Origin of the sequence: Streptomyces sp. NPDC006872, from assembly GCF_040635845.1 — a bacterium.
Classification (GTDB): Bacteria; Actinomycetota; Actinomycetes; order Streptomycetales; family Streptomycetaceae; genus Streptomyces.
Genome location: NZ_JBEYIL010000014.1, coordinates 25440 through 49785, shown reverse-complemented (window position 1 = coordinate 49785; position 24346 = coordinate 25440). Strand labels below are relative to the sequence as shown.

Annotated in this window: 26 protein-coding genes; 18 read left to right on the top strand and 8 right to left on the bottom strand. The window is 71.4% G+C overall.

Features of this window, described 5'->3' with window-relative positions; translation table 11 throughout:
* Positions 1-40 precede the first annotated feature (40 nt).
* Both ABZ725_RS34840 and ABZ725_RS34835 read right to left on the bottom strand, forming a co-directional pair.
* Positions 41-2089, bottom strand: a complete 2049-nt coding sequence (locus ABZ725_RS34840) for a glycoside hydrolase family 31 protein (RefSeq protein ID WP_358806450.1) — start codon at positions 2087-2089, stop codon at positions 41-43.
* Positions 2090-2215: 126 nt separating this feature from the next.
* Entirely contained in the window at positions 2216-3229 is a 1014-nt protein-coding gene (locus ABZ725_RS34835; RefSeq protein WP_351913101.1) for a LacI family DNA-binding transcriptional regulator, read from the bottom strand.
* A 222-nt stretch (positions 3230-3451) separates the two neighbouring features.
* On the opposite strand from ABZ725_RS34835, the gene ABZ725_RS34830 reads away from it, so the two are divergent.
* The 8 genes from ABZ725_RS34830 to ABZ725_RS34795 all read left to right on the top strand — a co-directional run bounded on the left by ABZ725_RS34830 (position 3452) and on the right by ABZ725_RS34795 (position 13717).
* Positions 3452-4261, top strand: coding sequence for an endo-1,4-beta-glucanase (locus ABZ725_RS34830; RefSeq protein WP_358806449.1), 810 nt, complete (start codon positions 3452-3454; stop codon positions 4259-4261).
* A gap of 111 nt (positions 4262-4372) precedes the next feature.
* Positions 4373-6310: an acyl-CoA dehydrogenase family protein gene (locus tag ABZ725_RS34825; protein WP_358806448.1), complete on the top strand. Its 1938-nt coding sequence runs from the start codon at positions 4373-4375 to the stop codon at positions 6308-6310.
* A gap of 84 nt (positions 6311-6394) precedes the next feature.
* A complete protein-coding gene (gene dxr / locus ABZ725_RS34820; protein ID WP_358806447.1) occupies positions 6395-7648 on the top strand; it encodes a 1-deoxy-D-xylulose-5-phosphate reductoisomerase in 1254 nt (417 codons plus the stop codon).
* Entirely contained in the window at positions 7645-8949 is a 1305-nt protein-coding gene (locus ABZ725_RS34815) for a site-2 protease family protein (protein WP_358806446.1), read from the top strand. Before dxr ends, ABZ725_RS34815 begins: the two co-directional genes overlap by 4 nt.
* 171 nt (positions 8950-9120) lie before the next feature.
* Positions 9121-10278, top strand: coding sequence for a flavodoxin-dependent (E)-4-hydroxy-3-methylbut-2-enyl-diphosphate synthase (gene ispG, locus ABZ725_RS34810; protein ID WP_351913110.1), 1158 nt, complete (start codon positions 9121-9123; stop codon positions 10276-10278).
* A 247-nt stretch (positions 10279-10525) separates the two neighbouring features.
* Positions 10526-11374, top strand: a complete 849-nt coding sequence (locus tag ABZ725_RS34805; protein WP_351913112.1) for a GNAT family N-acetyltransferase — start codon at positions 10526-10528, stop codon at positions 11372-11374.
* A 19-nt stretch (positions 11375-11393) separates the two neighbouring features.
* The gene (locus ABZ725_RS34800; protein WP_351913114.1) at positions 11394-11930 is read left to right on the top strand and encodes a GNAT family N-acetyltransferase; all 537 of its coding nucleotides are present in this window, start codon (positions 11394-11396) and stop codon (positions 11928-11930) included.
* Between the two features lie 83 nt (positions 11931-12013).
* On the top strand, positions 12014-13717 hold the full coding sequence (locus ABZ725_RS34795; RefSeq protein WP_358806445.1) for a proline--tRNA ligase: 1704 nt from the start codon (positions 12014-12016) through the stop codon (positions 13715-13717).
* Between the two features lie 74 nt (positions 13718-13791).
* Here the strand turns inward: ABZ725_RS34795 and ABZ725_RS34790 are convergent, their stop codons facing one another.
* Positions 13792-14211 carry a hypothetical protein gene (locus ABZ725_RS34790; RefSeq protein WP_358806444.1) on the bottom strand — a complete coding sequence of 140 codons (420 nt, stop codon included), beginning with the start codon at positions 14209-14211 and terminating at the stop codon, positions 13792-13794.
* A gap of 15 nt (positions 14212-14226) precedes the next feature.
* On the opposite strand from ABZ725_RS34790, the gene ABZ725_RS34785 reads away from it, so the two are divergent.
* Genes ABZ725_RS34785 through ABZ725_RS34770 form a run of 4 tightly spaced genes read left to right on the top strand, consistent with a single transcriptional unit; the run spans position 14227 to position 17217 of the window.
* Positions 14227-15207 carry an FAD:protein FMN transferase gene (locus tag ABZ725_RS34785; protein ID WP_358806443.1) on the top strand — a complete coding sequence of 327 codons (981 nt, stop codon included), beginning with the start codon at positions 14227-14229 and terminating at the stop codon, positions 15205-15207.
* Positions 15204-15785 (top strand): ferric reductase-like transmembrane domain-containing protein, encoded by a 582-nt coding sequence (locus ABZ725_RS34780; RefSeq protein ID WP_358806442.1) that lies wholly within the window; start codon positions 15204-15206, stop codon positions 15783-15785. The genes ABZ725_RS34785 and ABZ725_RS34780 overlap by 4 nt, the downstream gene beginning before the upstream one ends.
* On the top strand, positions 15782-17005 hold the full coding sequence (locus ABZ725_RS34775; protein WP_358806441.1) for an NADH-ubiquinone oxidoreductase-F iron-sulfur binding region domain-containing protein: 1224 nt from the start codon (positions 15782-15784) through the stop codon (positions 17003-17005). The genes ABZ725_RS34780 and ABZ725_RS34775 overlap by 4 nt, the downstream gene beginning before the upstream one ends.
* On the top strand, positions 17002-17217 hold the full coding sequence (locus tag ABZ725_RS34770) for a ferredoxin (RefSeq protein WP_351913126.1): 216 nt from the start codon (positions 17002-17004) through the stop codon (positions 17215-17217). Before ABZ725_RS34775 ends, ABZ725_RS34770 begins: the two co-directional genes overlap by 4 nt.
* A gap of 7 nt (positions 17218-17224) precedes the next feature.
* Here the strand turns inward: ABZ725_RS34770 and ABZ725_RS34765 are convergent, their stop codons facing one another.
* Both ABZ725_RS34765 and ABZ725_RS34760 read right to left on the bottom strand, forming a co-directional pair.
* The gene (locus ABZ725_RS34765; RefSeq protein WP_351913128.1) at positions 17225-17455 is read right to left on the bottom strand and encodes a hypothetical protein; all 231 of its coding nucleotides are present in this window, start codon (positions 17453-17455) and stop codon (positions 17225-17227) included.
* Positions 17456-17604: 149 nt separating this feature from the next.
* Complete coding sequence (locus tag ABZ725_RS34760) at positions 17605-18027, bottom strand: helix-turn-helix transcriptional regulator (RefSeq protein WP_358806440.1); 423 nt, start codon at positions 18025-18027, stop codon at positions 17605-17607.
* A gap of 277 nt (positions 18028-18304) precedes the next feature.
* On the opposite strand from ABZ725_RS34760, the gene ABZ725_RS34755 reads away from it, so the two are divergent.
* The 3 genes from ABZ725_RS34755 to ABZ725_RS34745 are packed head-to-tail and all read left to right on the top strand — an operon-like array spanning position 18305 to position 20131.
* The gene (locus ABZ725_RS34755) at positions 18305-18892 is read left to right on the top strand and encodes a sigma-70 family RNA polymerase sigma factor (protein WP_358806439.1); all 588 of its coding nucleotides are present in this window, start codon (positions 18305-18307) and stop codon (positions 18890-18892) included.
* Positions 18889-19524, top strand: a complete 636-nt coding sequence (locus tag ABZ725_RS34750) for a BN159_2729 family protein (protein WP_358806438.1) — start codon at positions 18889-18891, stop codon at positions 19522-19524. Before ABZ725_RS34755 ends, ABZ725_RS34750 begins: the two co-directional genes overlap by 4 nt.
* A gap of 28 nt (positions 19525-19552) precedes the next feature.
* Positions 19553-20131, top strand: coding sequence for a hypothetical protein (locus ABZ725_RS34745; protein WP_358806437.1), 579 nt, complete (start codon positions 19553-19555; stop codon positions 20129-20131).
* Positions 20132-20250: 119 nt separating this feature from the next.
* On the opposite strand, the gene ABZ725_RS34740 is transcribed toward ABZ725_RS34745, so the two are convergent.
* The 3 genes from ABZ725_RS34740 to ABZ725_RS34730 are packed head-to-tail and all read right to left on the bottom strand — an operon-like array spanning position 20251 to position 22197.
* Entirely contained in the window at positions 20251-21156 is a 906-nt protein-coding gene (locus ABZ725_RS34740; RefSeq protein ID WP_351913138.1) for an aminoglycoside phosphotransferase family protein, read from the bottom strand.
* 28 nt (positions 21157-21184) lie between these two features.
* A complete protein-coding gene (locus ABZ725_RS34735) occupies positions 21185-21673 on the bottom strand; it encodes a DUF4439 domain-containing protein (RefSeq protein ID WP_358806436.1) in 489 nt (162 codons plus the stop codon).
* Positions 21670-22197: a hypothetical protein gene (locus tag ABZ725_RS34730; protein WP_358806435.1), complete on the bottom strand. Its 528-nt coding sequence runs from the start codon at positions 22195-22197 to the stop codon at positions 21670-21672. The genes ABZ725_RS34735 and ABZ725_RS34730 overlap by 4 nt, the downstream gene beginning before the upstream one ends.
* A gap of 233 nt (positions 22198-22430) precedes the next feature.
* On the opposite strand from ABZ725_RS34730, the gene rimP reads away from it, so the two are divergent.
* The 3 genes from rimP to ABZ725_RS34715 all read left to right on the top strand — a co-directional run bounded on the left by rimP (position 22431) and on the right by ABZ725_RS34715 (position 24341).
* A complete protein-coding gene (gene rimP, locus ABZ725_RS34725) occupies positions 22431-22952 on the top strand; it encodes a ribosome maturation factor RimP (RefSeq protein WP_358806434.1) in 522 nt (173 codons plus the stop codon).
* Between the two features lie 2 nt (positions 22953-22954).
* Positions 22955-23941 carry a transcription termination factor NusA gene (gene nusA, locus ABZ725_RS34720; RefSeq protein WP_351913146.1) on the top strand — a complete coding sequence of 329 codons (987 nt, stop codon included), beginning with the start codon at positions 22955-22957 and terminating at the stop codon, positions 23939-23941.
* A 103-nt stretch (positions 23942-24044) separates the two neighbouring features.
* Positions 24045-24341: a YlxR family protein gene (locus tag ABZ725_RS34715; protein ID WP_351913148.1), complete on the top strand. Its 297-nt coding sequence runs from the start codon at positions 24045-24047 to the stop codon at positions 24339-24341.
* Positions 24342-24346: the final 5 nt, after the last annotated feature.

Sequence of the window (24346 nt, the reverse complement as noted above, 5' to 3'; positions counted from 1 at the left end):
AACCCCCTTCTGTCACAAGGGTGTTCACGCGGCCCTGAGATTATTCGGCCACCGGCAGCCGCGCCCCGTCCCGCAGGAACAGCGGAAGCCGGTCCAGCGGGGCGTCGACGGTCACCGCCGTGCCGCCCTCGTACGTGTCCCCCGTCCACGCGTCCGTCCAGGTCGCGCCCGCCGGGAGATAGGCCGTGCGGGCCGTGGCGCCCGCCGTCAGCACCGGGGCGACGAGCAGGTCCGGGCCGAACAGGTAGGAGTCGTCCACCGACCAGGTCGCCGGGTCGTCCGGGAACTCCAGGAACAGCGGCCGCATCGGCGGCAGCCCCTCCTCGTGCGCCTCCCGCATGACCTGAAGGACATACGGCTTGAGCCGCTCGCGCAGCCGCAGGTACTTCTCCAGGACCGCGCCGGCCTCCTCGCCGTACGACCACACCTCGTTCGGGCCGCCGGTCATGTCCGGGCCCAGCGGCATGCCCGGGTCGCGGAAGCCGTGCAGACGCATCAGCGGGGACAGCGCCCCGAACTGGAACCAGCGGACCATCACCTCCCGGTACGCCGGGTCGTCCGGGTCGCCGCCGTGGAAGCCGCCGATGTCGGTGTTCCACCACGGGATGCCGGAGAGCGCGGTGTTCAGACCGGCCGCGATCTGCCGCCGCAGGGTCGGGAAGTCGGCGCCGATGTCACCGGACCACAGCGCGGCCCCGTAGCGCTGACTGCCCGCCCACGCCGAGCGGTTGAGGGTGATGATCTCGTCGTCGCCGGAGCCGGACGCGCGCAGCCCGTCGTAGAACGTGCGGGCGTTGTCGGCCGGGTAGATGTTGCCGACCTCCAGGCCCGGGCCCGCCCAGTAGCGCAGGTTCTCCTGGAAGCCGGGCTTCAGCTCGGGCTCACAGGCGTCCAGCCAGAACGCGGTGATCCCGTACGGGGCGAGGTAGTTGTCGCGGATGCGCTCCCACACGAACTCCCGGGCCTCGGGGTTCGTCGCGTCGTAGAACGCGATCTGGACCGTCGAGGCGACCCCCTTGTCCGGCCAGTCGGCGTGCGCCATCGGACCGTACTGGGTGCCGATGAAGTAGCCGCGCTGCTCCATCACCGGGTGGTTCTCGCTCAGCGGCGACACCGAGGGCCACACGCTCACGACCAACTTGACGCCGAGCTCCTCCAGTTCACGGACCATCGCCGCCGGGTCGGGCCACTCGCTCAGGTCGAACTTCCAGTCGCCCAGGTGCGTCCAGTGGAAGAAGTCGCAGACGATCACGTCCAGGGGCAGACCCCGGCGCTTGTACTCCCGGGCCACGCCGAGGAGTTCGTCCTGGGTGCGATAGCGCAGCTTGCACTGCCAGAAGCCGGCCGCCCACTCCGGCAGCATCGGCGTGCGGCCGGAGGCCGCGCTGTAGCGGCGCTGGGCGTCGGCCGGGGCGCCGGCCGTGATCCAGTAGTCGATCTGGCGGGCCGAGTCCGCGACCCAGCGGGTGCCGTTGCCCGCCAGCTCGACCCGGCCGATCGCCGGGTTGTTCCACAGCAGGGTGTAGCCCCGGCTGGAGGTCAGCACCGGGATGCCGACCTCGGCGTTGCGCTGGACCAGGTCCAGGACCAGGCCCTTCTGGTCCAGCCGGCCGTGCTGGTGCTGACCGAGCCCGTACAGCTTCTCGTCGTCGTAGGCGGCGAAGCGCTGCTCCAGACGGTGGTGGCCGTTGCCGACGGCCGTGTAGAGGCGCGAGCCCGGCCACCAGAAGTGGGCGCGGTCCTCGGCCAGGATCTCCGCGCCGTCGTCCGTGCGCAGGAAGCGGATCAGTCCCTCGGCGTTCACCTCGACGGTCAGCGCGCCGACCGTCAACCGCCCCTCCCCGTCGACGATCTTGACGCTGCTCTCGGTGGCCGGCGGCTCGTCGAGCAGCGCGCCCGGCAGCCCCTCGAGGATCGGCCCGCCGAGCCGGGCACGCACCCGGACGGCGTCCGGACCCCACGGCTCGATGCGCAGGGTCTCCTGGCGGCCGCTCCACTCCAGCGCGCCGCCGCGCTCACGGAAGGTGCCGACCGTGGGCGACGACTGCGCGAGACTGACCTGAGGCTGGTTTTCGACAGGCTGGTTCACGTGGGGTGCTCCCTTGAAGGAGTGCAGGCAGACGGGGTGCAGACATGGGGGTGCCCTGAGACGCCGCTGGTGCGGCCCGGCGTCAGGAACGTCGGGAGGATCGGGAAGGTCGGAAGGCCAGGACGGTCAGGAAGCGGCGGGCGCCGGTCCCGTGCTCGCCCGGACGGTCAACTCGGGGGCGATCAGCACGACTTCGTCGCTGCCGCGGCCCTCCAACTTGGCGACCAGGCGTTCCACGGCGTGCCGGCCCATCTCCTGCGCGGGGATGGCGACCGACGTCAGCCGTACCGAGGCCTGCACGGCGACCTGGTCGGGGCAGATCGCCACCACCGACACGTCCTCCGGCACGGCCCGGCCCTGCTGACGCAGCAGCGCGAGCAGCGGCTCGACCGCCGACTCGTTCTGCACGACGAACCCGGTGGTGCCCGGTCGCTCGTCGAGCACCCGGGCCAGCGTCACGGCCATCGCGTCGTACCCGCCCTCGCACGGACGGTGCAGCAGCCGCAGGCCCAACTCCTTCGCCCGGTACCGCAGTCCGTCGAGCGTGCGCTCGGCGAAGCCGGTGTGCCGTTCGTAGACCGCCGGCGCCTCGCCGATGACAGCGATGTCGCGGTGGCCGAGCGTCGCCAGATGCTCCACGCACAGTGCACCGGTCGCCGCGAAGTCGAGATCCACGCAGGTCAGGCCGGAGGTGTCGGCCGGCAGCCCGATCAGCACGGACGGCTGGTCGGTCGAGCGCAGCAACGGCAGCCGCTCGTCGTCGAGTTCGACGTCCATCAGGATCATCGCGTCGGCGAGCCCGCTGCCGGTGACACGGCGGACGGCGTCGGGACCCTCCTCGCCGGTGAGCAGCAGGACGTCGTAGCCGTGGCTCCGTGCACTGGTGGCCACCGCGATGGCGATCTCCATCATCACCGGCACATACATGTCGGTGCGCAGCGGGATCATCAGCGCGATGATGTTCGAGCGGCTGCTGGCCAGCGCGCGGGCGCCCGCGTTCGGGTGGTAGCCGAGTGTGCGGATGCTCTGCTCGACCCGCTGCCGGGTGGTCGTGGAGATGGACCGCTTGCCACTGAGGACATAGCTCACCGTGCTCGCCGAGACTCCGGCGTGCTGGGCGACCTCGGCGAGGGTGACCATCCAGCTCTCCAAGTTTTGTGAAGCGCTTCGACAGTGCGCATTGCGAACAGGGGCGGGTGAGGGTGGTTCGACAGTAGCTCTAGCGGGGGTGGGTGTCCATAGGTTGTCGAAGCGCTTCGACAGCGAGTTGCGGGGGATTGGTGGAGAAGGCTACGGCAACCTTTTCCGGCCCCGGCGGCCACTGGAGTCACGTAAGCGCGATCCGCCCCCGGAAGGACCCCCATGCAGCACCGTCGTCCCCGCCTGTCGAAGAAGGCCAAGGCGCTCACCGCCGCCGCGGTCGCCCTCGCGGCCGCCGCCGGCGTCACCGTCGCCCAGGCGGGCGAGTCGAGCAAGAAGTGCACGGCCTTCGACACCGTCACGCTCGGCAAGTACTACGTGAACAACAACCTCTGGGGCCAGGACAAGGCCACCGGCAGCCAGTGCGTCTGGGACGACTCCCAGTCGGGGTCGACCATCTCCTGGGGCACCAGTTACTCCTGGGCCAACAACAGCAAGGGCACCGACGGGGACGTGAAGTCGTACGCCTCCACCGTCCTCGGCTGGCACTGGGGCTGGAAGGTCGACAAGGCGTCCACCGGACTGCCGATCAAGGTCGGCGACCGCAAGAAGGTGACCGCGAGCTGGGAGTTCTCGCTCCCCGCGAACCCCGGCACCATGAACGTCGCCTACGACCTGTGGCTCCACACCAAGAACACGGCGGACTGGCAGGACCAGCCCACCGACGAAATCATGATCTGGCTCAACCGGCAGGGCGGCGCGGGCCCGCTGGGCGCCAAGTACGGCAGCGTCAGCCTGAACGGCGCGATGTGGGACATCTACCAGGGGGACATCGGCTGGAAGGTGTACTCCTTCGTCCGGCGTACCAACACCACCAAGGCCACCCTCGACCTGGACGACTTCACCCAGGCACTCGTTCGGCGCAAGCTGCTGAGCAACGACAAGTACGTCTCCGGCATCGAGTCCGGCACCGAGGTATTCAAGGGAACGGGCCGACTGGACACCAGGTCCTACTCGGTCACCATCGGCTGAACGCGGACGCGTGGGGTGGCCACCTCGCCCGGGATCGGGTACCAACGATCGAGTAGCACTCATCGGTAACCAATGTGGTCCGAGATCCCGATTCGCGGCGAGGTGAGCCTCATGTCCGCACCACCCCTCAAGAAACCCACCGTCACCGAGCGTGAGGCCCGCCAGGTCGCCGAGGCCGCCCGGGAACAGAACTGGCGCAAGCCGAGCTTCGCCAAGGAACTGTTCCTGGGACGCTTCCGGCTCGACCTCATCCACCCCCACCCGGTCCCCTCCGAGGAGGCCGTCCGGCGCGGTGAGCAGTTCCTGGCCAAACTCCGCGACTTCTGCGAGACGAAGGTCGACGCGGCCCGCATCGAACGCGAGGCCAGGATCCCCGACGAGGTCATCAACGGGCTCAAGGAGCTCGGCGCCCTCGGTATGAAGATCGACCCCAAGTACGGCGGCCTCGGTCTCACCCAGGTGTACTACAACAAGGCGCTCGCGCTGGTCGGCTCGGCCAGCCCCGCGATCGGCGTGCTGCTGTCGGCGCACCAGTCCATCGGCGTGCCCCAGCCGCTGAAGCAGTTCGGCACCGACGAGCAGAAGCAGCGGTTCCTGCCGCGCTGTGCCACCACCGCCATCAGCGCCTTCCTCCTCACCGAGCCCGACGTCGGCTCCGACCCGGCTCGCCTCGCGACCAGCGCGGTGCCGGACGGGGACGACTACGTCCTCGACGGGGTGAAGCTGTGGACCACCAACGGCGTCGTCGCCGACCTGCTGGTCGTGATGGCACGGGTGCCGAAGAGCGAGGGCCACAAGGGCGGCATCACCGCCTTCGTCGTGGAGACGGACTCGCCCGGCATCACCGTCGAGAACCGCAACTCCTTCATGGGCCTGCGCGGCATCGAGAACGGCGTGACCCGCTTCCACCAGGTCCGGGTCCCGGCCGCGAACCGGATCGGCGCCGAGGGCACGGGCCTGAAGATCGCCCTCACCACCCTCAACACCGGCCGGCTCTCGCTGCCCGCGTCCTGTGTGGCCGCCGGCAAGTGGAGTCTGAAGATCGCCCGCGAGTGGTCGGCGGCCCGCGAGCAGTGGGGCAAGCCGATCGCCCACCACGAGGCGGTGGGCGCGAAGATCAGCTTCATCGCCGCGACCACCTTCGCCCTGGAAGCCGTACTGGACCTCTCCTCCCAGATGGCCGACGAGGACCGCAACGACATCCGCATCGAAGGCGCGCTGGCCAAGCTCATCGCCTCCGAGCTGGGCTGGCGGATGGCCGACGAACTCGTCCAGATCCGCGGCGGCCGCGGCTTCGAGACGGCCGAGTCGCTCGCCGCCCGCGGCGAACGCGCGGTGCCGGCCGAACAGGTCCTGCGCGATCTGCGCATCAACCGCATCTTCGAGGGCTCGACGGAGATCATGCACCTCCTCATCGCCCGCGAGGCCGTCGACGCCCACCTCACGGTCGCCGGCGACCTCATCGACCCCGACAAGTCCCTCCAGGACAAGGCGAAGGCGGGCGCGAACGCCGGCGTGTTCTACGCCAAGTGGCTGCCGAAACTGGTCGCGGGATCAGGCCAGCTCCCGGGCACGTTCAGCGAGTTCAAGACCGGCGGAGTCGACCTCTCCCCGCACCTGCGCTACGTCGAACGACATGCCCGCAAGCTCGCCCGCTCCACGTTCTACGCCATGTCCCGCTGGCAGGGCCGGATGGAGACCAAACAGGGCTTCCTCGGCCGGATCGTCGACATCGGCGCGGAGCTGTTCGCGATGAGCGCGGCCTGCGTGCGCGCGGAACTGCTGCGCTCGCGCGACGAGCACGGCCGCGAGGCCTACCAGCTCGCCGACGCCTTCTGCCGCCAGTCCCGCATCCGCGTCGACGAGCTCTTCACCCGACTGTGGAGCAACACCGACGGCGTGGACCGCAAGGTCGTCAAGGGCGTCATGGCGGGCGCCTACGAGTGGCTGGAACAGGGCATCGTCGACCCCTCGGGCGAAGGCCCCTGGATCGCCGAGGCGGCCCCCGGTCCGAGCGAACGGGAGAACGTCCACCGCCCGATCAGGTGAGCCACCGCACACCAGAGCGCAGGGTGTCCTCCTTGGGGGGACACCCTGTCCCGTCGACCACCCCGTGCGGCAACAATGGGGGGCATGAGTGACAGTCCAGCTCCCCTCGCCGACCCGCACCTCGTCTACGATCCCGTCGCGGGCGACGGCCCGAAGGACGTGGTGATCCTCGGCTCGACCGGATCGATCGGCACCCAGGCAATCGATCTCGTGCTGCGCAACCCGGACCGGTTCCGGGTGACCGGCCTGTCCGCCAACGGCGGCCGGGTCGCCCTTCTCGCGGAGCAGGCCCGCCGGCTGCGGGTGCGGACCGTCGCGGTCGCCCGCGAGGACGTCGTGCCCGCCCTGCGCGAGGCGCTCGCCGCCGAGTACGGGGCCGGGGAGCCGCTCCCGGAGATCCTGGCCGGCCCTGAGGCGGCGGCCCGGCTCGCCGCCTCCGACTGTCACACCGTCCTGAACGGCATCACCGGCTCCATCGGCCTCGCGCCCACCCTCGCCGCCCTGGAGGCGGGCCGCACCCTCGCGCTCGCCAACAAGGAGTCGCTCATCGTCGGCGGCCCGCTGGTGAAGGCGCTGGCCGAGCCCGGGCAGATCATCCCGGTGGACTCCGAGCACGCGGCCCTCTTCCAGTCCCTGGCCGCCGGCACCCGGGCCGACGTCCGCAGACTGGTCGTCACCGCCTCCGGCGGCCCCTTCCGCGGCCGCACCAAGGCGGAACTCGCGAACGTGACCGTCGAGGACGCCCTCGCCCACCCCACCTGGTCCATGGGCCCGGTGATCACGATCAACTCCGCGACCCTGGTCAACAAGGGGCTGGAAGTCATCGAGGCACACCTCCTCTACGACATTCCCTTCTCGCGGATTGAGGTGGTCGTGCACCCGCAGTCGTATGTCCACTCGATGGTTGAGTTCACGGACGGATCGACACTGGCCCAGGCGACGCCCCCCGACATGCGCGGGCCCATCGCCATAGGCCTCGGCTGGCCCCGGCGCGTCCCCGACGCGGCGCCCGCCTTCGACTGGAGCAAGGCGTCGACCTGGGAGTTCTTCCCGCTCGACAACGAGGCTTTCCCCTCGGTGAACCTCGCCCGGCACGTGGGCGAGCTCGCGGGCACGGCCCCGGCGGTGTTCAATGCGGCCAACGAGGAGTGCGTGGAGGCGTTCCGCAAGGGCGCGCTCCCGTTCAACGGGATCATGGAGACGGTCACCCGGGTCGTGGAGGAGCACGGCACGCCGGTGACGGGAACTTCACTGACCGTGTCGGACGTCCTCGATGCGGAGACCTGGGCACGGGCCCGGGCCCAGGAACTGACGGCTACTGCGGAGGCGCGTGCATGACAGCCCTGATGATGATCCTCGGCATAGTCATTTTCGCGGTCGGCCTGCTCTTCTCGATCGCCTGGCACGAGCTGGGACACCTGTCCACGGCCAAGTACTTCGGCATCCGCGTGCCGCAGTACATGGTCGGCTTCGGCCCGACGATCTTCTCGCGCAAGAAGGGCGACACCGAGTACGGCATCAAGGCGATCCCCTTCGGCGGCTACATCCGCATGATCGGCATGTTCCCGCCGGGCGACGACGGCAGGATCACCGCCCGCTCCACGTCACCCTGGCGCGGCATGATCGAGGACGCCCGCTCGGCCGCCTACGAGGAGCTCCAGCCGGGCGACGAGACCCGCATGTTCTACACCCGCAAGCCGTGGAAGCGGTTCATCGTGATGTTCGCGGGCCCGTTCATGAACCTGGTGCTCGCGGTGGCCCTGTTCCTCACGGTCCTGATGGGGTTCGGCATCCAGCAGCAGACCACCACGGTCAGCTCGATCTCCCCGTGCGTCATCTCCCAGACCGAGAACCGTGACGCGTGCAAGTCGACCGACCCGGCCTCCCCGGCCGCGGCCGCCGGCATGAAGCCGGGCGACAAGATCGTCTCCTTCGGCGGCCAGAGGACGGACGACTGGAACACCCTCTCCGACCTGATCCGCGTCAGCGCCGGCAAGGAAGTGGCGATCATCGTGGACCGGGGCGGCCAGGAGGTGACCCTGCACGCCAAGATCGCCACCAACCAGGTCGCGAAGAAGGACGGTGACGGGGCGTACGTCCAGGGCGAGTACGTCAAGGCCGGCTTCCTCGGCTTCAGCTCGGCCACCGGCGTCGTCAAGCAGGACTTCGGCGACTCCGTGTCCTGGATGACCGACCGGGTCGGCGAGGCCGTCGACTCCCTGGCCGCCCTGCCCGGCAAGATCCCGGCCCTGTGGAACGCGGCCTTCGACGGTGCGCCCCGCGAGCCCGACTCGCCCATGGGCGTGGTCGGCGCGGCCCGCGTCGGCGGCGAGATCTTCACCCTGGACATCCCGGCCTCGCAGCAGCTGGCCCTGGCCGTGATGCTGGTCGCCGGCTTCAACCTCTCCCTCTTCCTCTTCAACATGCTCCCGCTGCTGCCCCTGGACGGCGGACACATGGCGGGCGCCCTGTGGGAGTCCCTGCGCCGCAACACGGCGAAGGTCCTCAAGCGCCCGGACCCGGGCCCGTTCGACGTGGCGAAGCTGATGCCGGTGGCCTACGTGGTGGCGGGCATCTTCGTCTGCTTCACGGTCCTGGTTCTGATCGCGGACGTGGTGAACCCGGTCAGAATCTCCTAGACACCCAGAGTTCACGACGGCCCGGCACACTCTGTGCCGGGCCGTCTCCCATGCGGTGGGCAGTGACCGGTGTGATGTGCTCCCGCCCCTCCCGGTGCCGTAATCTCGAAGCCTGGAACCCGCCACAGACGGGACCTGGGCCTTGATCCACGACTTGGGGTTGCACAGCAGATGACTGCGATTTCTCTCGGCATGCCGTCCGTTCCGACCAGGGTTGCCGAGCGCCGGAAGAGCCGCCAGATCCAGGTCGGATCCGTGGCGGTGGGCGGGGACGCCCCGGTCTCGGTCCAGTCGATGACCACGACCCGGACGTCCGACATCGGCGCGACGCTCCAGCAGATCGCCGAGCTGACGGCGTCCGGCTGCCAGATCGTCCGCGTGGCCTGCCCGACCCAGGACGACGCGGACGCCCTCGCGACGATCGCCCGCAAGTCGCAGATCCCGGTGATCGCGGACATCCACTTCCAGCCGAAGTACGTCTTCGCCGCGATCGAGGCGGGCTGCGCGGCGGTCCGCGTGAACCCCGGCAACATCAAGCAGTTCGACGACAAGGTCAAGGAGATCGCCAAGGCGGCGAACGAGCACCGCACCCCGATCCGCATCGGCGTCAACGCCGGCTCGCTGGACCGCCGCCTGCTCCAGAAGTACGGCAAGGCGACGCCCGAGGCGCTCGTCGAGTCCGCCCTGTGGGAGGCGTCCCTCTTCGAGGAGCACGACTTCCACGACATCAAGATCTCGGTCAAGCACAACGACCCGGTGATCATGATCGAGGCGTACCGCCAGCTCGCCGCCCAGAGCGACTACCCCCTCCACCTGGGCGTCACCGAGGCGGGCCCGGCCTTCCAGGGCACGATCAAGTCGGCGGTCGCCTTCGGCGCCCTCCTCTCCCAGGGCATCGGCGACACCATCCGCGTCTCGCTCTCCGCCCCTCCGGTGGAGGAGGTCAAGGTCGGCAACCAGATCCTGGAGTCCCTGAACCTCAAGCAGCGCGGCCTGGAGATCGTCTCCTGCCCGTCCTGCGGCCGGGCCCAGGTCGACGTCTACAAGCTGGCGGAGGAGGTCACCGCAGGCCTCACCGGCATGGAGGTCCCCCTCCGAGTGGCCGTCATGGGCTGCGTGGTGAACGGCCCCGGCGAGGCCCGAGAGGCCGACCTCGGCGTCGCCTCCGGCAACGGCAAGGGCCAGATCTTCGTCAAGGGCGAGGTCATCAAGACCGTCCCGGAGTCGAAGATCGTCGAGACCCTGATCGAGGAAGCGATGAAGCTCGCCGAACTGATGGAGGCGGACGGCGTCATGTCCGGCGAGCCGTCGGTGTCGGTCGCGGGCTGAGGCACTCTGTCGAGCGCCGGCCGGGGTGCCTCTTTCAGCGCGGGTCCAGGTAATTCCAGCCCGTCCGGCGTTTGAGGACGAGGCCCTTTAAGGGCCGAAGCGGGGGTCTGGGGGCGGCAGCCCCCAGTCACGGCAAGACCGGCCGACGGTCCGTCCCAACCAACAGCAACACCAACACGGGGCGGCACCACCAAGCTTCCGCAGGTACAGTGCGGGGATCAGCTGACCTGAGTGTGAGGCCCCGCGCGTGTTGACCCAGACGACCTCCCGGGTCCTCGAACCGAGCGACCTGGACGCCGCGCTCGCCGTCCTCGACCGCGAGCCCGTAGCCAACGCCTTCGTGACATCCCGTGTGCAGGTCGCGGGCCTCGACCCCTGGCGGCTCGGCGGCGAGATGTGGGGCTGGTACGAGGACGGCATGCTGACGTCCCTCTGCTACGCGGGCGCCAACCTCGTCCCGATCTGCGCCACCCCCCGCGCCGTCCGCGCCTTCGCCGACCGCGCCCGCCGGGCCGGCCGCCGCTGCTCCTCGATCGTCGGCCCCGCCGAGCCGACGACCCAGCTCTGGCGCCTCCTGGAGACCCACTGGGGCCCGGCCCGCGAGGTCCGCACCCGGCAGCCCCTCATGGTCACCGACCGCATGCCCGCCGACATCGCCCCGGATCCCTACGTCCGCCGCATCCGCAAGGACGAGATGGACGCGATCATGCCCGCGTGCGTGGCGATGTTCACCGAGGAGGTCGGCGTCTCCCCGATGGCCGGCGACGGCGGTCTCCTCTACCAGGCACGGGTCGCCGAACTTGTGGGCTCCGGCCGCTCGTTCGCCCGTCTCGACGACCGCGGCAGGGTCGTCTTCAAGGCGGAGATCGGCGCGGCGACCCCCCAGGCCTGCCAGATCCAGGGCGTCTGGGTGGCTCCGGAGTACCGGGGCCAGGGTCTGGCGGCCCCCGGCATGGCGGCGATCCTGCGCTACGCCCTGGCGGACGTGGCCCCGATGGTGAGCCTCTACGTGAACGACTTCAACACGGCGGCGCGGCGCACCTACCGGAGGGTGGGCTTCCAGGAGGTCGGCGCATTCATGAGCGTGCTGTTTTAGCCCCCTGTAGGCTCCCGCCATGGACCTCGTCATCGGCCCCTTGGACCTCCCTGCGCACGTGGACGAGGCCCTAGCCGTCCAGGCCGTGGCCTTCGGGCTGGGCCCCGACGAAGTGGCCGTGAGACGCCAGATCGTCCTGCGCCACATGACGAACCCGGGCGCGCGTGCCTTCGGCGCGACGACCCCCGAGGGCCGACTGATCGGCTTCGTCTACGGCATGCCCAACGACCGCACCCACTGGTGGTCCACCGTCGTCCAGCCCTACCTCCGGGCCCAGGGCAACGAGCACTGGCTGGACGACTCCTTCGTGATCACGGAGCTCCACGTGCACCCCGTCCACCAGAACCGCGGCGCGGGCCGGGCCCTGATCACCACGATCACCGACACCGCGACCGAACCCCGCTCGATCCTCTCCGCGATCGACGCGGACAGCCCCGCCCGCGCCCTCTACCACGCCCTGGGCTACCAGGACCTGGCCCGCAGGGTCCTCTTCCCCAGCGCCCCCCGCCCCTACGCGGTGATGGGCGCGGCGCTCCCTCTCCTGCGCCGCGCATAACGGATTTCCGGGCATGCCGCGCTCCCGGCTAACCTCCTAGCCATCACCCTTACCCAGCAGGTACCCAGCAGGAGTACGAGAACATGGCGAACGCACCGGTCCAGCGCATGTCCCAGTTGATGGCGAAGACGCTGCGCGACGACCCGGCGGACGCCGAGGTGCTCAGCCACAAGCTCCTCGTGCGCGCCGGCTACGTCCGCCGCACCGCGGCCGGCATCTGGTCCTGGCTGCCGCTCGGCAAGAAGGTCCTGGCCAACGTCGAGCGGATCGTCCGTGAGGAGATGGACGCGATCGGCGCCCAGGAGGTGTCGCTCCCGGCCCTGCTGCCCCGCGAGCCCTACGAGGCGACCGGCCGCTGGGACGAGTACGGCCCGGAGCTGTTCCGCCTGAACGACCGCAAGGGCGGCGACTACCTCCTCGGCCCGACCCACGAGGAGATCTTCACGCTGATCGTGAAGGACCAGGCGTCCTCCTACAAGGACCTGCCGGTCATCCTCTACCAGATCCAGACGAAGTTCCGTGACGAGGCCCGCCCCCGCGCCGGCATCCTGCGCGGCCGCGAGTTCCTGATGAAGGACTCCTACTCCTTCGACACCGAGGACGAGGGCCTCGCGAAGTCCTACGCCCTGCACCGCGAGGCCTACCAGAAGGTGTTCACGCGCCTCGGCCTCGACTACCGCATCTGCGCCGCCACGGCGGGCGCGATGGGCGGCTCGAAGTCGGAGGAGTTCCTCGCCCCGGCCGAGGCCGGCGAGGACACCTTCGCGGACTGCCCGAACTGCGACTTCGCGGCGAACACCGAGGCGATCACGTACCGGCTGACGCCGGCGGACGCCGAGGGCGTGCCCGCGCTGGAGGAGATCCCGACCCCGGACACCCCCACCATCGAGACCCTCGCCGCCCACCTCGGCGTGCAGGCTGCCGACACCCTCAAGAACCTCCTCGTGAAGGTGAACGGCGAGATCGTGGCCGTCGGCGTCCCCGGTGACCGTGAGGTCGACCTGGGCAAGGTCGAGGCGCACTTCGCCCCGGCCGCCGTCGAGCTGGTCACCGCCGAGGACTTCGTGGGCCGCCCGGACCTGGTCCGCGGCTACGTCGGCCCGCAGGGCCTGGGCGAGAAGGTCACGTACATCGCCGACCCGCGGGTGGCCCCCGGCACCTCCTGGATCACGGGCGCCAACAAGGAGGGCACGCACGCGAAGAACGTCGTCGCGGGCCGCGACTTCGAGGTCGGCGAGTACGTCGACGTCGTGGTCGTCCAGGAGGGCGACCCCTGCCCCAACTGCGGCACCGGCCTCAAGCTGGACCGCGCCATCGAGATCGGCCACATCTTCCAGCTGGGCCGCAAGTACGCGGACGCGCTGAAGCTCGACGTCCTCGGCCAGAACGGCAAGCCGGTCCGCGTGACCATGGGCTCCTACGGCATCGGCGTCTCCCGCGCGGTCGCCGCCCTCGCCGAGCAGACGGCCGACGACAAGGGCCTGTGCTGGCCCGCCGAGGTCGCCCCGGCCGATGTGCACGTCGTCGCGGCGGGCAAGGCCCTCCAGACCGAGCTGGCGCTCGACGTCTCCGAGAAGCTGCGCGCGGCCGGTCTGCGCGTCCTGGTCGACGACCGGGCCGGCGTCTCCCCGGGCGTGAAGTTCACCGACTCCGAGCTGATGGGCGTACCGAAGATCCTGGTCGCGGGCCGCCGCTCCGCCGAGGGCGTCCTGGAGCTGAAGGACCGCAGGACCGGCGAGCGCGAGGAGCTCACGGTCGACGAGGCGATCGCCCGCCTGACGGCGTGATCCGAAGACGTCATTTGAGAGAAGACGTCATTTAAGAAACGTCTCAGGGAGTTCTGTCGAGACGTATGGCCGCCTCACAGACTTCTCTCAGGCCGTTCCCCGACCGTAGGACGTGACAGAGCGTCACTATGGAGGGGAACGGTCATGGCGACCAGAGAAGACGAGCGGGGGGCCGCGGCGGCGGTCCGCAGAGGCGCACGGCGCACGGCGGCCTTCGCCGCGGCGGTGACGCTGGCCGCGGCGGCCGGGGTGTTCGCCCTGGTCGGCACGATGCAGGCGGACGCCACCACGACGGCGAGCAGCACGAGCACCAGCAGCAGCGACTCCTCGTCGAGCAACTCGTCCACCGATAGCACCACATCCACTGACAGCACCGCGTCCACCGACAGCGACACCGGCACGGACGACTCGACCAGCTCGGACAGCTCCACCAGCTCGGACAGCGGTCTCACCTCGTCCTCGTCTTCCTCCTCCGGCGGCTCCACCGACTCCACGTCGGGAGCGTCGTGATGAGCACTGCGCTGCGCACCTCTCCCGAGTCCCGCATCACGGCCGCCGCGGAGTGGCGGGCGCTGGGCACCACCGTCCGCGTGGTCGTCACCGACCCGGCCCTGCTGGAGTCCTGCAACCTGCTCCTCGCCCGGCACCTCGCCGAGGTCGACGCGGCCTGCAGCCGCTTTCGCACCGACTCCGAGCTGGCCGCCCTCGACACGGCTGCGGGCCGCCCGGTCCGGGTCAGCCCGCTGCTCGCCGAGGCCCTCGACGTGGCCCTGCGCGCGGCCGAGGCCACCGACGGCGCCGTGGACCCCACCGTGGGCTCCGCGATGGACGCGATCGGCTACGACCGCGACTTCAAGCTCGTCCGCGAGGACGACCGTCCGGTCCGGCTCACGGTCCGGCGCACCCCTGGCTGGCGCACCGTGCGCCTCGACCGCACGACCGGCACGGTCACCGTCCCCGAGGGCGTCCGGCTCGACCTGGGCGCCACCGCCAAGGCCTGGGCCGCCGACCGCGCCGTCCGGACGCTGGCCGCGGCGGCCGACTGCGGAGTCCTGGTGAGTCTGGGCGGCGACACGGCCGTCGCGGGGGCGGCCCCGGCGGGCGGCTGGCAGATCCGCGTCCAGGACGTCACGGGACCCGTCGACGAGCCGCCCGCCCAGGGCCCGTACGACTCGGTGGGCCTGCACAGCGGAGGCCTCGCGACCTCCGGCACCGCGGCCCGCAACTGGCGCCGGAGCGGCCACGACCTGCACCACATCGTCGACCCGCGCACCGGCCTCCCCGTCCGCACCCCGTGGCGCACGGTCTCGGTCGCCGCCCGCACCTGCGCCGACGCCAACACGGCGACCACCGCCGCCCTGGTCAAGGGCGCGGGCGCGGAACGCTGGCTGACGCGGCTCGGCCTGCCGGCACGGCTGGTGAGTCAGGACGGCCTGGTCGTCACCACGCCGGGCTGGCCGACCGACTCGGCCCGAGGAGCGGCCGCGTGACCTCCGAGACCCTCTGGTACGCCAACCGGGCGACGGGCGCCGTCTGCCTCGTCCTCTTCACGGTCGTCGTCCTGCTCGGCGTCGCGGTGAGACTCAAGGCCCGCGTCCCCGGTCTGCCCCGCTTCGGCACGATGAGCCTGCACCGCACGCTCTCGCTCTCCGCGACCGCCTTCCTGGCCCTGCACATCACGACGGCGATCGTGGACGGCTATGTGAACATCACGGTCGTCGACGCCCTGATCCCCTTCGTCTCCGACTACCAGCCCCTCTGGCTGGGCCTCGGCACGGTCGCCTTCGACCTGATGCTGGCCGTCCTCGTCACCAGCCTGCTGCGCGAGCGCCTCGGCCACCGCACCTGGCGGGCCGTCCACTGGCTGGCGTACGCCTCCTGGCCGGTCGCCCTCGTGCACGGCATCGGCATCGGCACGGACACCGGCGCCGACTGGATGACCTGGCTGACCGTGGCCTGCGTCGCCACCGCGGTCGCCGCCTTCGCCGCCCGGCTCGCGCATGCCGCCCGCGCCGCCCGCCGCACCCCCGCAGCCCTCCTGCGCACCGCCGAAGGAGCCCGACCGTGACCGCGACCTTCCCGGACCTCTACATGCCCCCTCGGCTCCTCGCCCCCGGCGCCGCCCCCGCCGACCTCGCCACTCACCACCAGCGCTATGGACCCCTGGCCCTCGGCGACCCCGAGAGCGTGCTCCGCACGGTCGCCGAGTCCGGCCTCACCGGCCGCGGCGGCGCCGGCTTCCCGACCTACCGCAAGCTCGTCGCCGTCGCCGAGGCGGGCCGGCGCACCGGCCGCGCGCCCGTGGCCGTGGCCAACGGCGCCGAGGGCGAACCGGCCAGCCACAAGGACAAGACCCTGCTGCGGCTGTCCCCCCATCTCGTCCTGGACGGCCTCCAGACGGCGGCGCAGCTGATCGGCGCGGGGGAGGCCTGCATCGCCGTCGAGGACGGCGCGACCTGGCTGGAATCGGCCCTGGCCCAGCGCACCGCGGACCCGCTGCCCGTGAAGGTCGTCCGGCTGCCCAAGTCGTTCCTGTCCGGTCAGGCCTCCGCCCTCGCCCGGTATGTCTCCGGCGGGCCGGCCCTGCCCACGCACCAGCGTCCGCCGGTCCGCGAACGCGGGGTGCACCGGGCCCCGACCCTCGTACAGAACGTGGAGACCCTGGCCCACCTCGCGCTGGTCGCCCGCTACGGCGCCGACTGGTACCGCACGGCAGGCACCCCGGCCCAGCCCGGCAGCGTCCTGTGCACGATCCATGTGCCGGGCCGCGAACCCCGGGTGGTGGAGGCCCCCTACGGGCTGCCCATCGGACGGGTGCTGCCACTGGAGGGAGCCCAGGCGGTCCTCGTCGGCGGCTACCACGGCACCTGGATCCCGGCGGCCGAGGCTGCTCAACTCGCCCTGGACTCGGGCTATTTGGGTGCCGGCGTCCTCGCCGCGCTCCCCGTGAGCCGCTGCGGCCTCGCCGAGACCGCCCGCGTCCTGCGCTACCTCGCCCTGCAGTCGGCCGGCCAGTGCGGCCCCTGCCTCAACGGCCTGCCCCGCATCGCCACCGCCTTCCGCACCCTCGCCGCCCCCGGCCCGCAGGGCACGGTCCGCGCCGACCTCGCCCGCTGGTCGGGCCTGGTCGAGGGACGCGGCGCCTGCCATCACCCCGACGGCACCGTCCGCCTGGTCCGCAGCGCCCTGACGACCTTCGCCGCCGAGGTCGACGCCCACGCCCGAGGCCGCTGCACCGCGACCGATCGAACCCCCCTGCTGCCGGTCCCCCAGGAGAGCCGCCCATGAGCACGGCCCAGCGCCTCGACATCGACTGGACGTCCTGCCGGGGCCACGGCCTCTGCGCGGACTTCCTCCCGGAGCACATCACCCTGGACGAGTGGGGCTACCCGATCGTCGACGGCGCTCCCGTCCCCGCGCGGACGGTGAAGCGGGCCCGCCGGGCCGCGGCCGACTGCCCGGTGCTCGCCCTCAAGCTCGCTCCGGCACAGGACGGCTGACGGCGGGTCAGCCGACCTCCACCGTGACGCCGCGGGAGGCGGCGAGCTCACACGGGATCTCCACCCGCATGCCGCAGAAGCACATGAGCAGATCGCCGCGCGACGCGGGAGCACCCAGATCGATGGTCAGGATGTCCCGGACCTCCCGGAGCACGTCGCGGACCTGGAAGCCCCTGGCCACGCGGATGCTGACCTCGTCCGGATCCCAGACCGCGATTCTCGGCAGATTGTCTGCCATACAGATGTGGATGCACACAGATGTCTCCCCAGGGATGCGCCACAACACGCAGAAATCCGCTCCGGGAGGCCAGCGGCTGACTGATGGTACCGATGGCCGCCGGGACTGTGGGGGGTTTCGTCATATTCATCCGTAACGCGGAGGCCGTCTCAGGTGATACGGCTGACCTGAAGCATCGCCTCGGCGTCCTTGAGCAGGGCCCGCTGCCGTGACTCAGGCAATTGCCGGTACAGCTTCAGGAGTCGGGCCTCGCGCTCGTCACCGCTGGGACCGGGCACGGGGCGGCCCACGGCCTCGAAGAACTCCCTCGGTGTGGTGTGCACGCCCCAGCGCCGAAACGTCTCGACCATGGCCCGCAGCTTCTCCGGGTCGACACGGGAGGTGCCGCGGGTGCGGTTCATCCAGGCGTTCAGCGTCGGGTACGAGATGCCGGCCTCCGCCGCGAGGTCCTTCTGCGTCCTTCCCCGGGTCTGCGCCAGGAGACGTTCGAGCAGAGCCGCCAGGTCCTCGTCCTGACGCGTGGGATCGTGGCCGGGGTCCGGGTCTCCTGAAAGGCGCTGCTGGTTCGTCACGCCTCAGAGGATCGGTCATCGATATCTACATGCGCAAGTAGATCGAAGACCGGCGGCACGAGCTTCGGGAGCACGCCGGAGCACGGGTGATGCACCGGTGTCATCGTGCGCCCCCGTGCTCCCCGTAGGGGCTCCGAGCACCCTTCCCTCGCGGTCCGTGAGCGCCTTGACACTGTATGCATCTACGTGAAGACTGTAGATAATTCCGGACAGGCGCCGGGTGACGTCCCGTCCAGGAATCTACATCTACATGAATATTGGAGATGGGGAGGCCATCATGCCCGCACCGAAGCACGCCGCCGCCGCGGACCGCCCGGAACCCGAACTGGTCGCCCGGGCCCGCACGGGCGACCGGGAGGCGTTCGCCGCGCTCTACGACGAGCATTACCGCGTCGTGTACGGCTACCTGTTCGTCCGCACACGCGACAGACATCTGGCGGAGGACCTGACCCAGGACGCGTTCGCCCGCGCCCTGAGCCGCATCGACGCCTACACCTGGCAGGGCACGGCGTTCGTCGCCTGGCTGATCACCATCGCCAAGAACCTCTACCTCGACGAACTGGGCCGCGGACGCACCCGGCTGGAGACCCCCGTCGCCGAGTTCCACGACTCCCGGCAGCCGGGCCGGGCCGCGGAGTCGCTCGCCCTGCGCGAACTGGAGGCCGTCGAGGCCCACGAGACGGTCCGCACCGTGCTGCACTCGCTCAACGACCACCAACGACACTGCGTGGAACTGCGCTTCCTCGACGAACTGACACCGGCGGAGACGGCCCAGGCCATGGGCCGCAGCGTCGGCGCCGTCAAGACGCTGACCTACCGCGCACTGCGACAACTGCGCTGGACGACCGAGGCGGTGCCGGTGTGAACGGCGTCGACCCGGCCTCCACCCGGCCCCTCGTCGCCCCCCGGCGCCCCCGCGGCCTGCTCCTGCACCGCACCCCGGGCGGCGGCTGGTCCCGGGCCCCGCGCCCGGTCACCGACCTGGAACGACAGGCACTGGCCTGGGACGCCGCATGCGTCCGGGCCCGGACCGTCGCCCGTGCCATCGAGCGGCGACTGGGCGCGCACCCCGGCCCGCACGGCATCCGCGTCGACGGCGACCGGGTGCGGGTCCTGCTCCGCGTCGACGACCACGCCCAATGGGCCCGGTGGCGCTCGTACTTCGGCGTCACCGCGGTTGGCGAACGGGACCGCCCCCGCACGGTGACCGCCGCGGGAGAATGCGACGGCGTCCCGGTCACGGTCGTCGCCCGCGGAGCCGGCACGGCCCCGCCGAGCGCGACCGGCGGGAAACGGCGACGCTTCCGGCTCGGCGGCACGACCTACGACCTGGTGCTGCCGCAGCGCGACGCACAGGGCGACGTCTGGTACTTCCAGGGCTTCCGAAACCCCGACGGCATGCCCTTGCTGTCCCTCGACGGCCGACCCGAGCGATGCTCCCTCGCGAACGTGGAAGCGTATCTGGGGCCGTTGTCGCCGGTGCGGGCCGAGAACTGATCCCCGTTCACCGCCACCGGAGCACCCGATGCCCCCATCCACGACGGACCCCCGCCCGCCCCGCGCCGTCCGTCCCACCGGCCGGCTGGCCGCCGCCCTGCTCCGCCTTCTGCGGCCGGCCGGCCGCACCACCCCGCGGCCGGCCGATCCACCGAACCGCCTCGCCCTGGACCTGGACGACTGCCGGCGGGAACTGGCCCGCTGGCAACGGCACGCCGACTCCTACGAACGGGAACTGACCCACGTCGCCCGCGACCGGGCGCACCTCCTCGCCTGGCTGGCCGCGCTGCACCCGTCGAGCGCCGTCATCACCCCGGTCGCCGACGAGGGACCGGGAGGCACGCACCTGCTGCGGCTCGTCGCCGGGGAACGGCCGCTGTCCTGGCGCCTCCCGCCCGTCGACCTCCCCCTGTTCGCGCACGTCCCCCACGAGGACCGGGCCGCGGCGCATCTCCAACGGGACGGCCCCCGGGACCCGGACCAGGCCGCCCACATCCTCCGGCACACGCGACTGCTGGCCCTGGAGGGCGCCCTGCTCGCCGCCTTCGCCGAGCCACGGCCGCCGGTCCGGTCCACCGAACTCCGACGGTGCACGGCCGACCCGTGAGACTCCGGTCGGCAGGCTCGGGAGGCACGTCGGCCGGACTCCAGCGCCCCTTTGCGGTGACCTCCGGCAAAGGGGCGCTGCCCGGCCCGGTCACCGCACGACCGGCACCCGCGACACCCCTACAGCCAGCCCGCGAACTCCAGCAGCAGCTCGGCATCCCGGGACCGCCCGACCCTTCGCGCCCGCACCCCCGACTCCACGGCCCGGAAGAGCGTCCACCCCCGCACCCGCTCCTGATCCAACTCCAACGACTCGGCCAGCTTCCGCACCCGCCGCCGAACCGTCGCCGCCCCCGAGGGCGAGGCGATGAGGTCCTCCACCCGATCCCGCACCAGCCGGGCCAGATCGAACGCGCACTCGCCCACCACCGGATCCGGCCCCACGGCCAGCCACGGCGACCGCTCACCCGCCAGCACCTTGCTCTGCCGAAACGTCCCGTGCAGCAACCGCTGCTCCGGGGCCGACGCCAGCAACTCCTCCCGGGCCGCGAGGGCCGCGTCCACCAGGGCGACGACCTCCGCGTCCGAACTCGCCCGCATCGCCTCCGCCTGCCGCCCGGTCCGCTCTGCCACGCTCCCGAAGGAGTGCCCGGCCGGTGGCTCCACCCACAGCCGCCGCAACGTCCCCGCCGCCTCCAGCAGCGCCTTCGCCTCCGGCAGCGACCGCACCGACACATCGGGATGCAGCCGCTCCAGCAGCAGCGCCCCCGCCACCTGCGGCTGAGGCTGCGGCCCCTCCAGCAGTTGGACGGCGCCCAGGCCGTCCCAGTGCGCCAGCGCGGCCCGCTCGGCCTCGGGCCGGAACCGGGGCGGGGCCAGCTTCAGCACGGCCGGCGTCCCGTCCGGGCGCCGCACGAGCAGGACCAGACTGGTCCGGCCGCCCGGCACCTGCACCCGGTCCACCGTCAACTCGCGTAGAGCGACGGCCTGTCGGGCCGCCTCCGGCAGCTTCTCCAACCAGCCGTCACCGTCCGGTGCCGTCTCACCGAGCGCCCTGACCAGACGCTGCGGCGGTTCGAAAGCCATGCGCGAGTCGTTCCCTTCCCTGTCCCGATTACGCCGCCGGGGTCCCCGAGGCGGTGGCCGGATCCGTAGCCGTCGGCCCCGCCTGCCCCGTCCGCTCGGCGAGACCAGGGAAGGCTACGCTCCCGCCGCGCCAGCGCGCCGCGCGGACCGCCGCCTCCCGCAGCGCCGCCGCCGCGTCCGCCCGCCGTGCGTCCACGGCCGCCCGCACCAGGTCGGAGTACACCCCGGCCACCCGATCCTCCAGCTCCGCGGCGAGCCGGACCGCCGCGGCGGAGTCCGCCACCGCGAACGGCAGCGCGTATCCGGCGCTCGCCGCGACCGGCTCCGCGCCCAGCCCGCGCACCTCGCGCACCAGCGCGTCCCGGCGCGCCCGGTGCGCGTCGTAGGCCGCCCGCGCCTCGGCGCGCCGTCCTTCGCCGACCCGTCCGCCGACGACCCCGTACCCGTACACGACGGCATGCTGTGCGGCCAGCACCGCCTGGAGCGCCGTCAGCTCCTCGTTCGTCGCCTCGCTCATCGGGTCCCCTCCGTCAGCAGGTAGGCGTGGGCCGCGCCGGCCGCCGCCACCGAGGCCAGCAGCCGGGCCAGCTCGCCCGGCATGTCCACCAGTTCCGCGGCCCTGCGGTCGGCGAGCGCCCGCTCGGCCCCGGCCAGCCCGACCAGCGCGTCCTTCTCGGTCACCGGCGCGGCCGGTGCGGTGCTCGTGGGGGAGGAGGAGGCAGGGGCGGAGGCGGTAGGAGAGGAGGCGGTAGGGGACGGAGCTGCCTTTTCGCGACCCCCGAACGCCTCCACATGCCGTACGACCTCCGCCCGCAGCGGTCCCAGCAGCCCCGCCAGCGCCGGATGGACGGCGAGGACGGCGTCGTACCGCACCAGCAGCCCGTTGCTCTCCTGGGCGCCGCGCGCGCGTGCCCGCTCGCTGGCCGACGGACTGCCGCCCGCGCTCTCCTCGGTCTCCTCGGGGCCGGAGGAGCAGCCCACGAGCAGCGCGGCCCCCGCGGCCGACGCGAGCAGCGATCTTCTGGGAAGGGGGAACGGCACGGCAGACGTCCTCGGGATGCTCGACGGAAGACACCAACGGTCAGGAAGGGCGGCGGGCCCGTGATCACCGTACCCGCGCACCCCTTCCGCACCGGTCAGCGGCACCGCGGGTTCGCGGCCCCGGCCACCCTCCGCGCACAGGGATGGACGGCAACACACCCTGCGACCGGATACCCTTTGACCAGACACGCGCCCCATCCCACAACAGCACACGCGGCCGAGGAGTCACCCGGATGAGCACCACCCAGAGCGAGAGGCTGCGAGAGCTCCTGGAACCGCTCGTCGCCTCCCAGGGTCTGGATCTCGAAGAGATCACCGTGGACTCCGTCGGACGCAAGCGGGTGCTGAGTGTCGTCGTCGACTCCGACACCGGAGCGGACCTGGACAGAATCGCCGATGTGAGCCGTGTGCTCTCGGCGAAGCTCGACGAGACGGACGCGATGGGCGAGGGCGAGTACACCCTCGAGGTCGGCACCCCGGGCGCGGAGCGCGCCCTCACCGAGCACCGCCACTATGTGCGCGCCGTCGACCGGCTGGTGCGGTTCCAGCTGACCGAGGGCGGCGAGCTGGTCGCCCGGATCCTGACCGTGGACGACGAGGGACTCGACCTCGAGGTGCCGGGCGTGAAGGGCCGCAAGGCCACCGCCCGCAGACTCGCCTTCGGCGACATCGACAAGGCGCGCGTGCAGGTCGAGTTCAACCGCAAGGGCAAGACCGACGAGAACGACGAGAACGAGATGGAAGAGGAGGCGTAGCCGTGGACATCGACATGAGTGCCCTGCGGGGCTTGGTGCGGGAGAAGGAGATCTCCTTCGACCTGCTGGTCGAGGCGATCGAGTCGGCCCTCCTCATCGCCTACCACCGCACCGAGGGAAGCCGCCGTCACGCGCGCGTGGAGCTCAACCGGGAGACCGGGCATGTGACCGTGTGGGCGAAGGAGGACCCCGAGGACCTCGAGGAGGGGCAGGAGCCCCGCACGTTCGACGACACCCCGTCCGACTTCGGCCGTATCGCCGCCACCACGGCCAAGCAGGTGATCCTGCAGCGCCTGCGCGACGCCGAGGACGACGCGACGCTCGGCGAGTACGCCGGCCGTGAGGGCGACATCGTCACCGGCGTGGTCCAGCAGGGCCGCGACCCGAAGAACGTGCTCGTGGACATCGGCAAGCTGGAGGCCATCCTGCCGGTGCAGGAGCAGGTCCCCGGCGAGACGTACACGCACGGCCTGCGCCTGCGGTCGTACGTCGTCCGGGTGGCGAAGGGCGTGCGCGGCCCGTCCGTGACGCTCTCCCGGACGCACCCCGCCCTGGTGAAGAAGCTCTTCGCCCTGGAGGTGCCGGAGATCGCCGACGGCTCGGTCGAGATCGCCGCGATCGCCCGCGAGGCCGGTCACCGCACGAAGATCGCCGTCCGGTCCACCCGTTCGGGTCTGAACGCCAAGGGCGCCTGCATCGGCCCCATGGGCGGCCGGGTGCGCAATGTGATGGGCGAGCTGAACGGTGAGAAAATCGACATCGTCGACTGGTCGGACGACCCGGCCGAGATGGTGGCGAACGCGCTGTCCCCGGCCCGGGTCTCCAAGGTCGAGGTGGTGGACCTCGCGGCCCGCTCCGCGCGCGTGACCGTGCCCGACTACCAGCTGTCGCTGGCGATCGGCAAGGAAGGGCAGAACGCCCGGCTCGCCGCCCGGCTGACCGGCTGGCGGATCGACATCCGTCCGGACACCGAACAGCCTGGCGAGTAGGTCCGGGGAATAGATCTCGGCCTGCCCTGGCTGAGATCACGACAACAACCGTTCGATCCCTGCCCCAAAGGGGTGAGGTCGGTACGGGGAGGTAGACTTAAACGTGTCTGGCCGGACGCACGCCGGAGCATGCCCTGAACGCACCTGTGTGGGGTGCCGGGAGCGAGCGGCCAAGACGGAGCTGCTGCGCATCGTGGCGATCAAGGACGCATGCGTCCCCGATCCTCGCGGTACGCTGCCCGGCCGGGGTGCGTATGTGCACCCCGCCCCGGTCTGTCTCGACCAGGCGGTACGTCGCCGGGCGTTCACGAGGGCCTTGCGAGCCCCGGGAGCGCTCGACACAAATACGTTGCGCCAGTACATCGAGCAGACGACCGTTGCCGAACAGGCAACACCGTAAGAAGG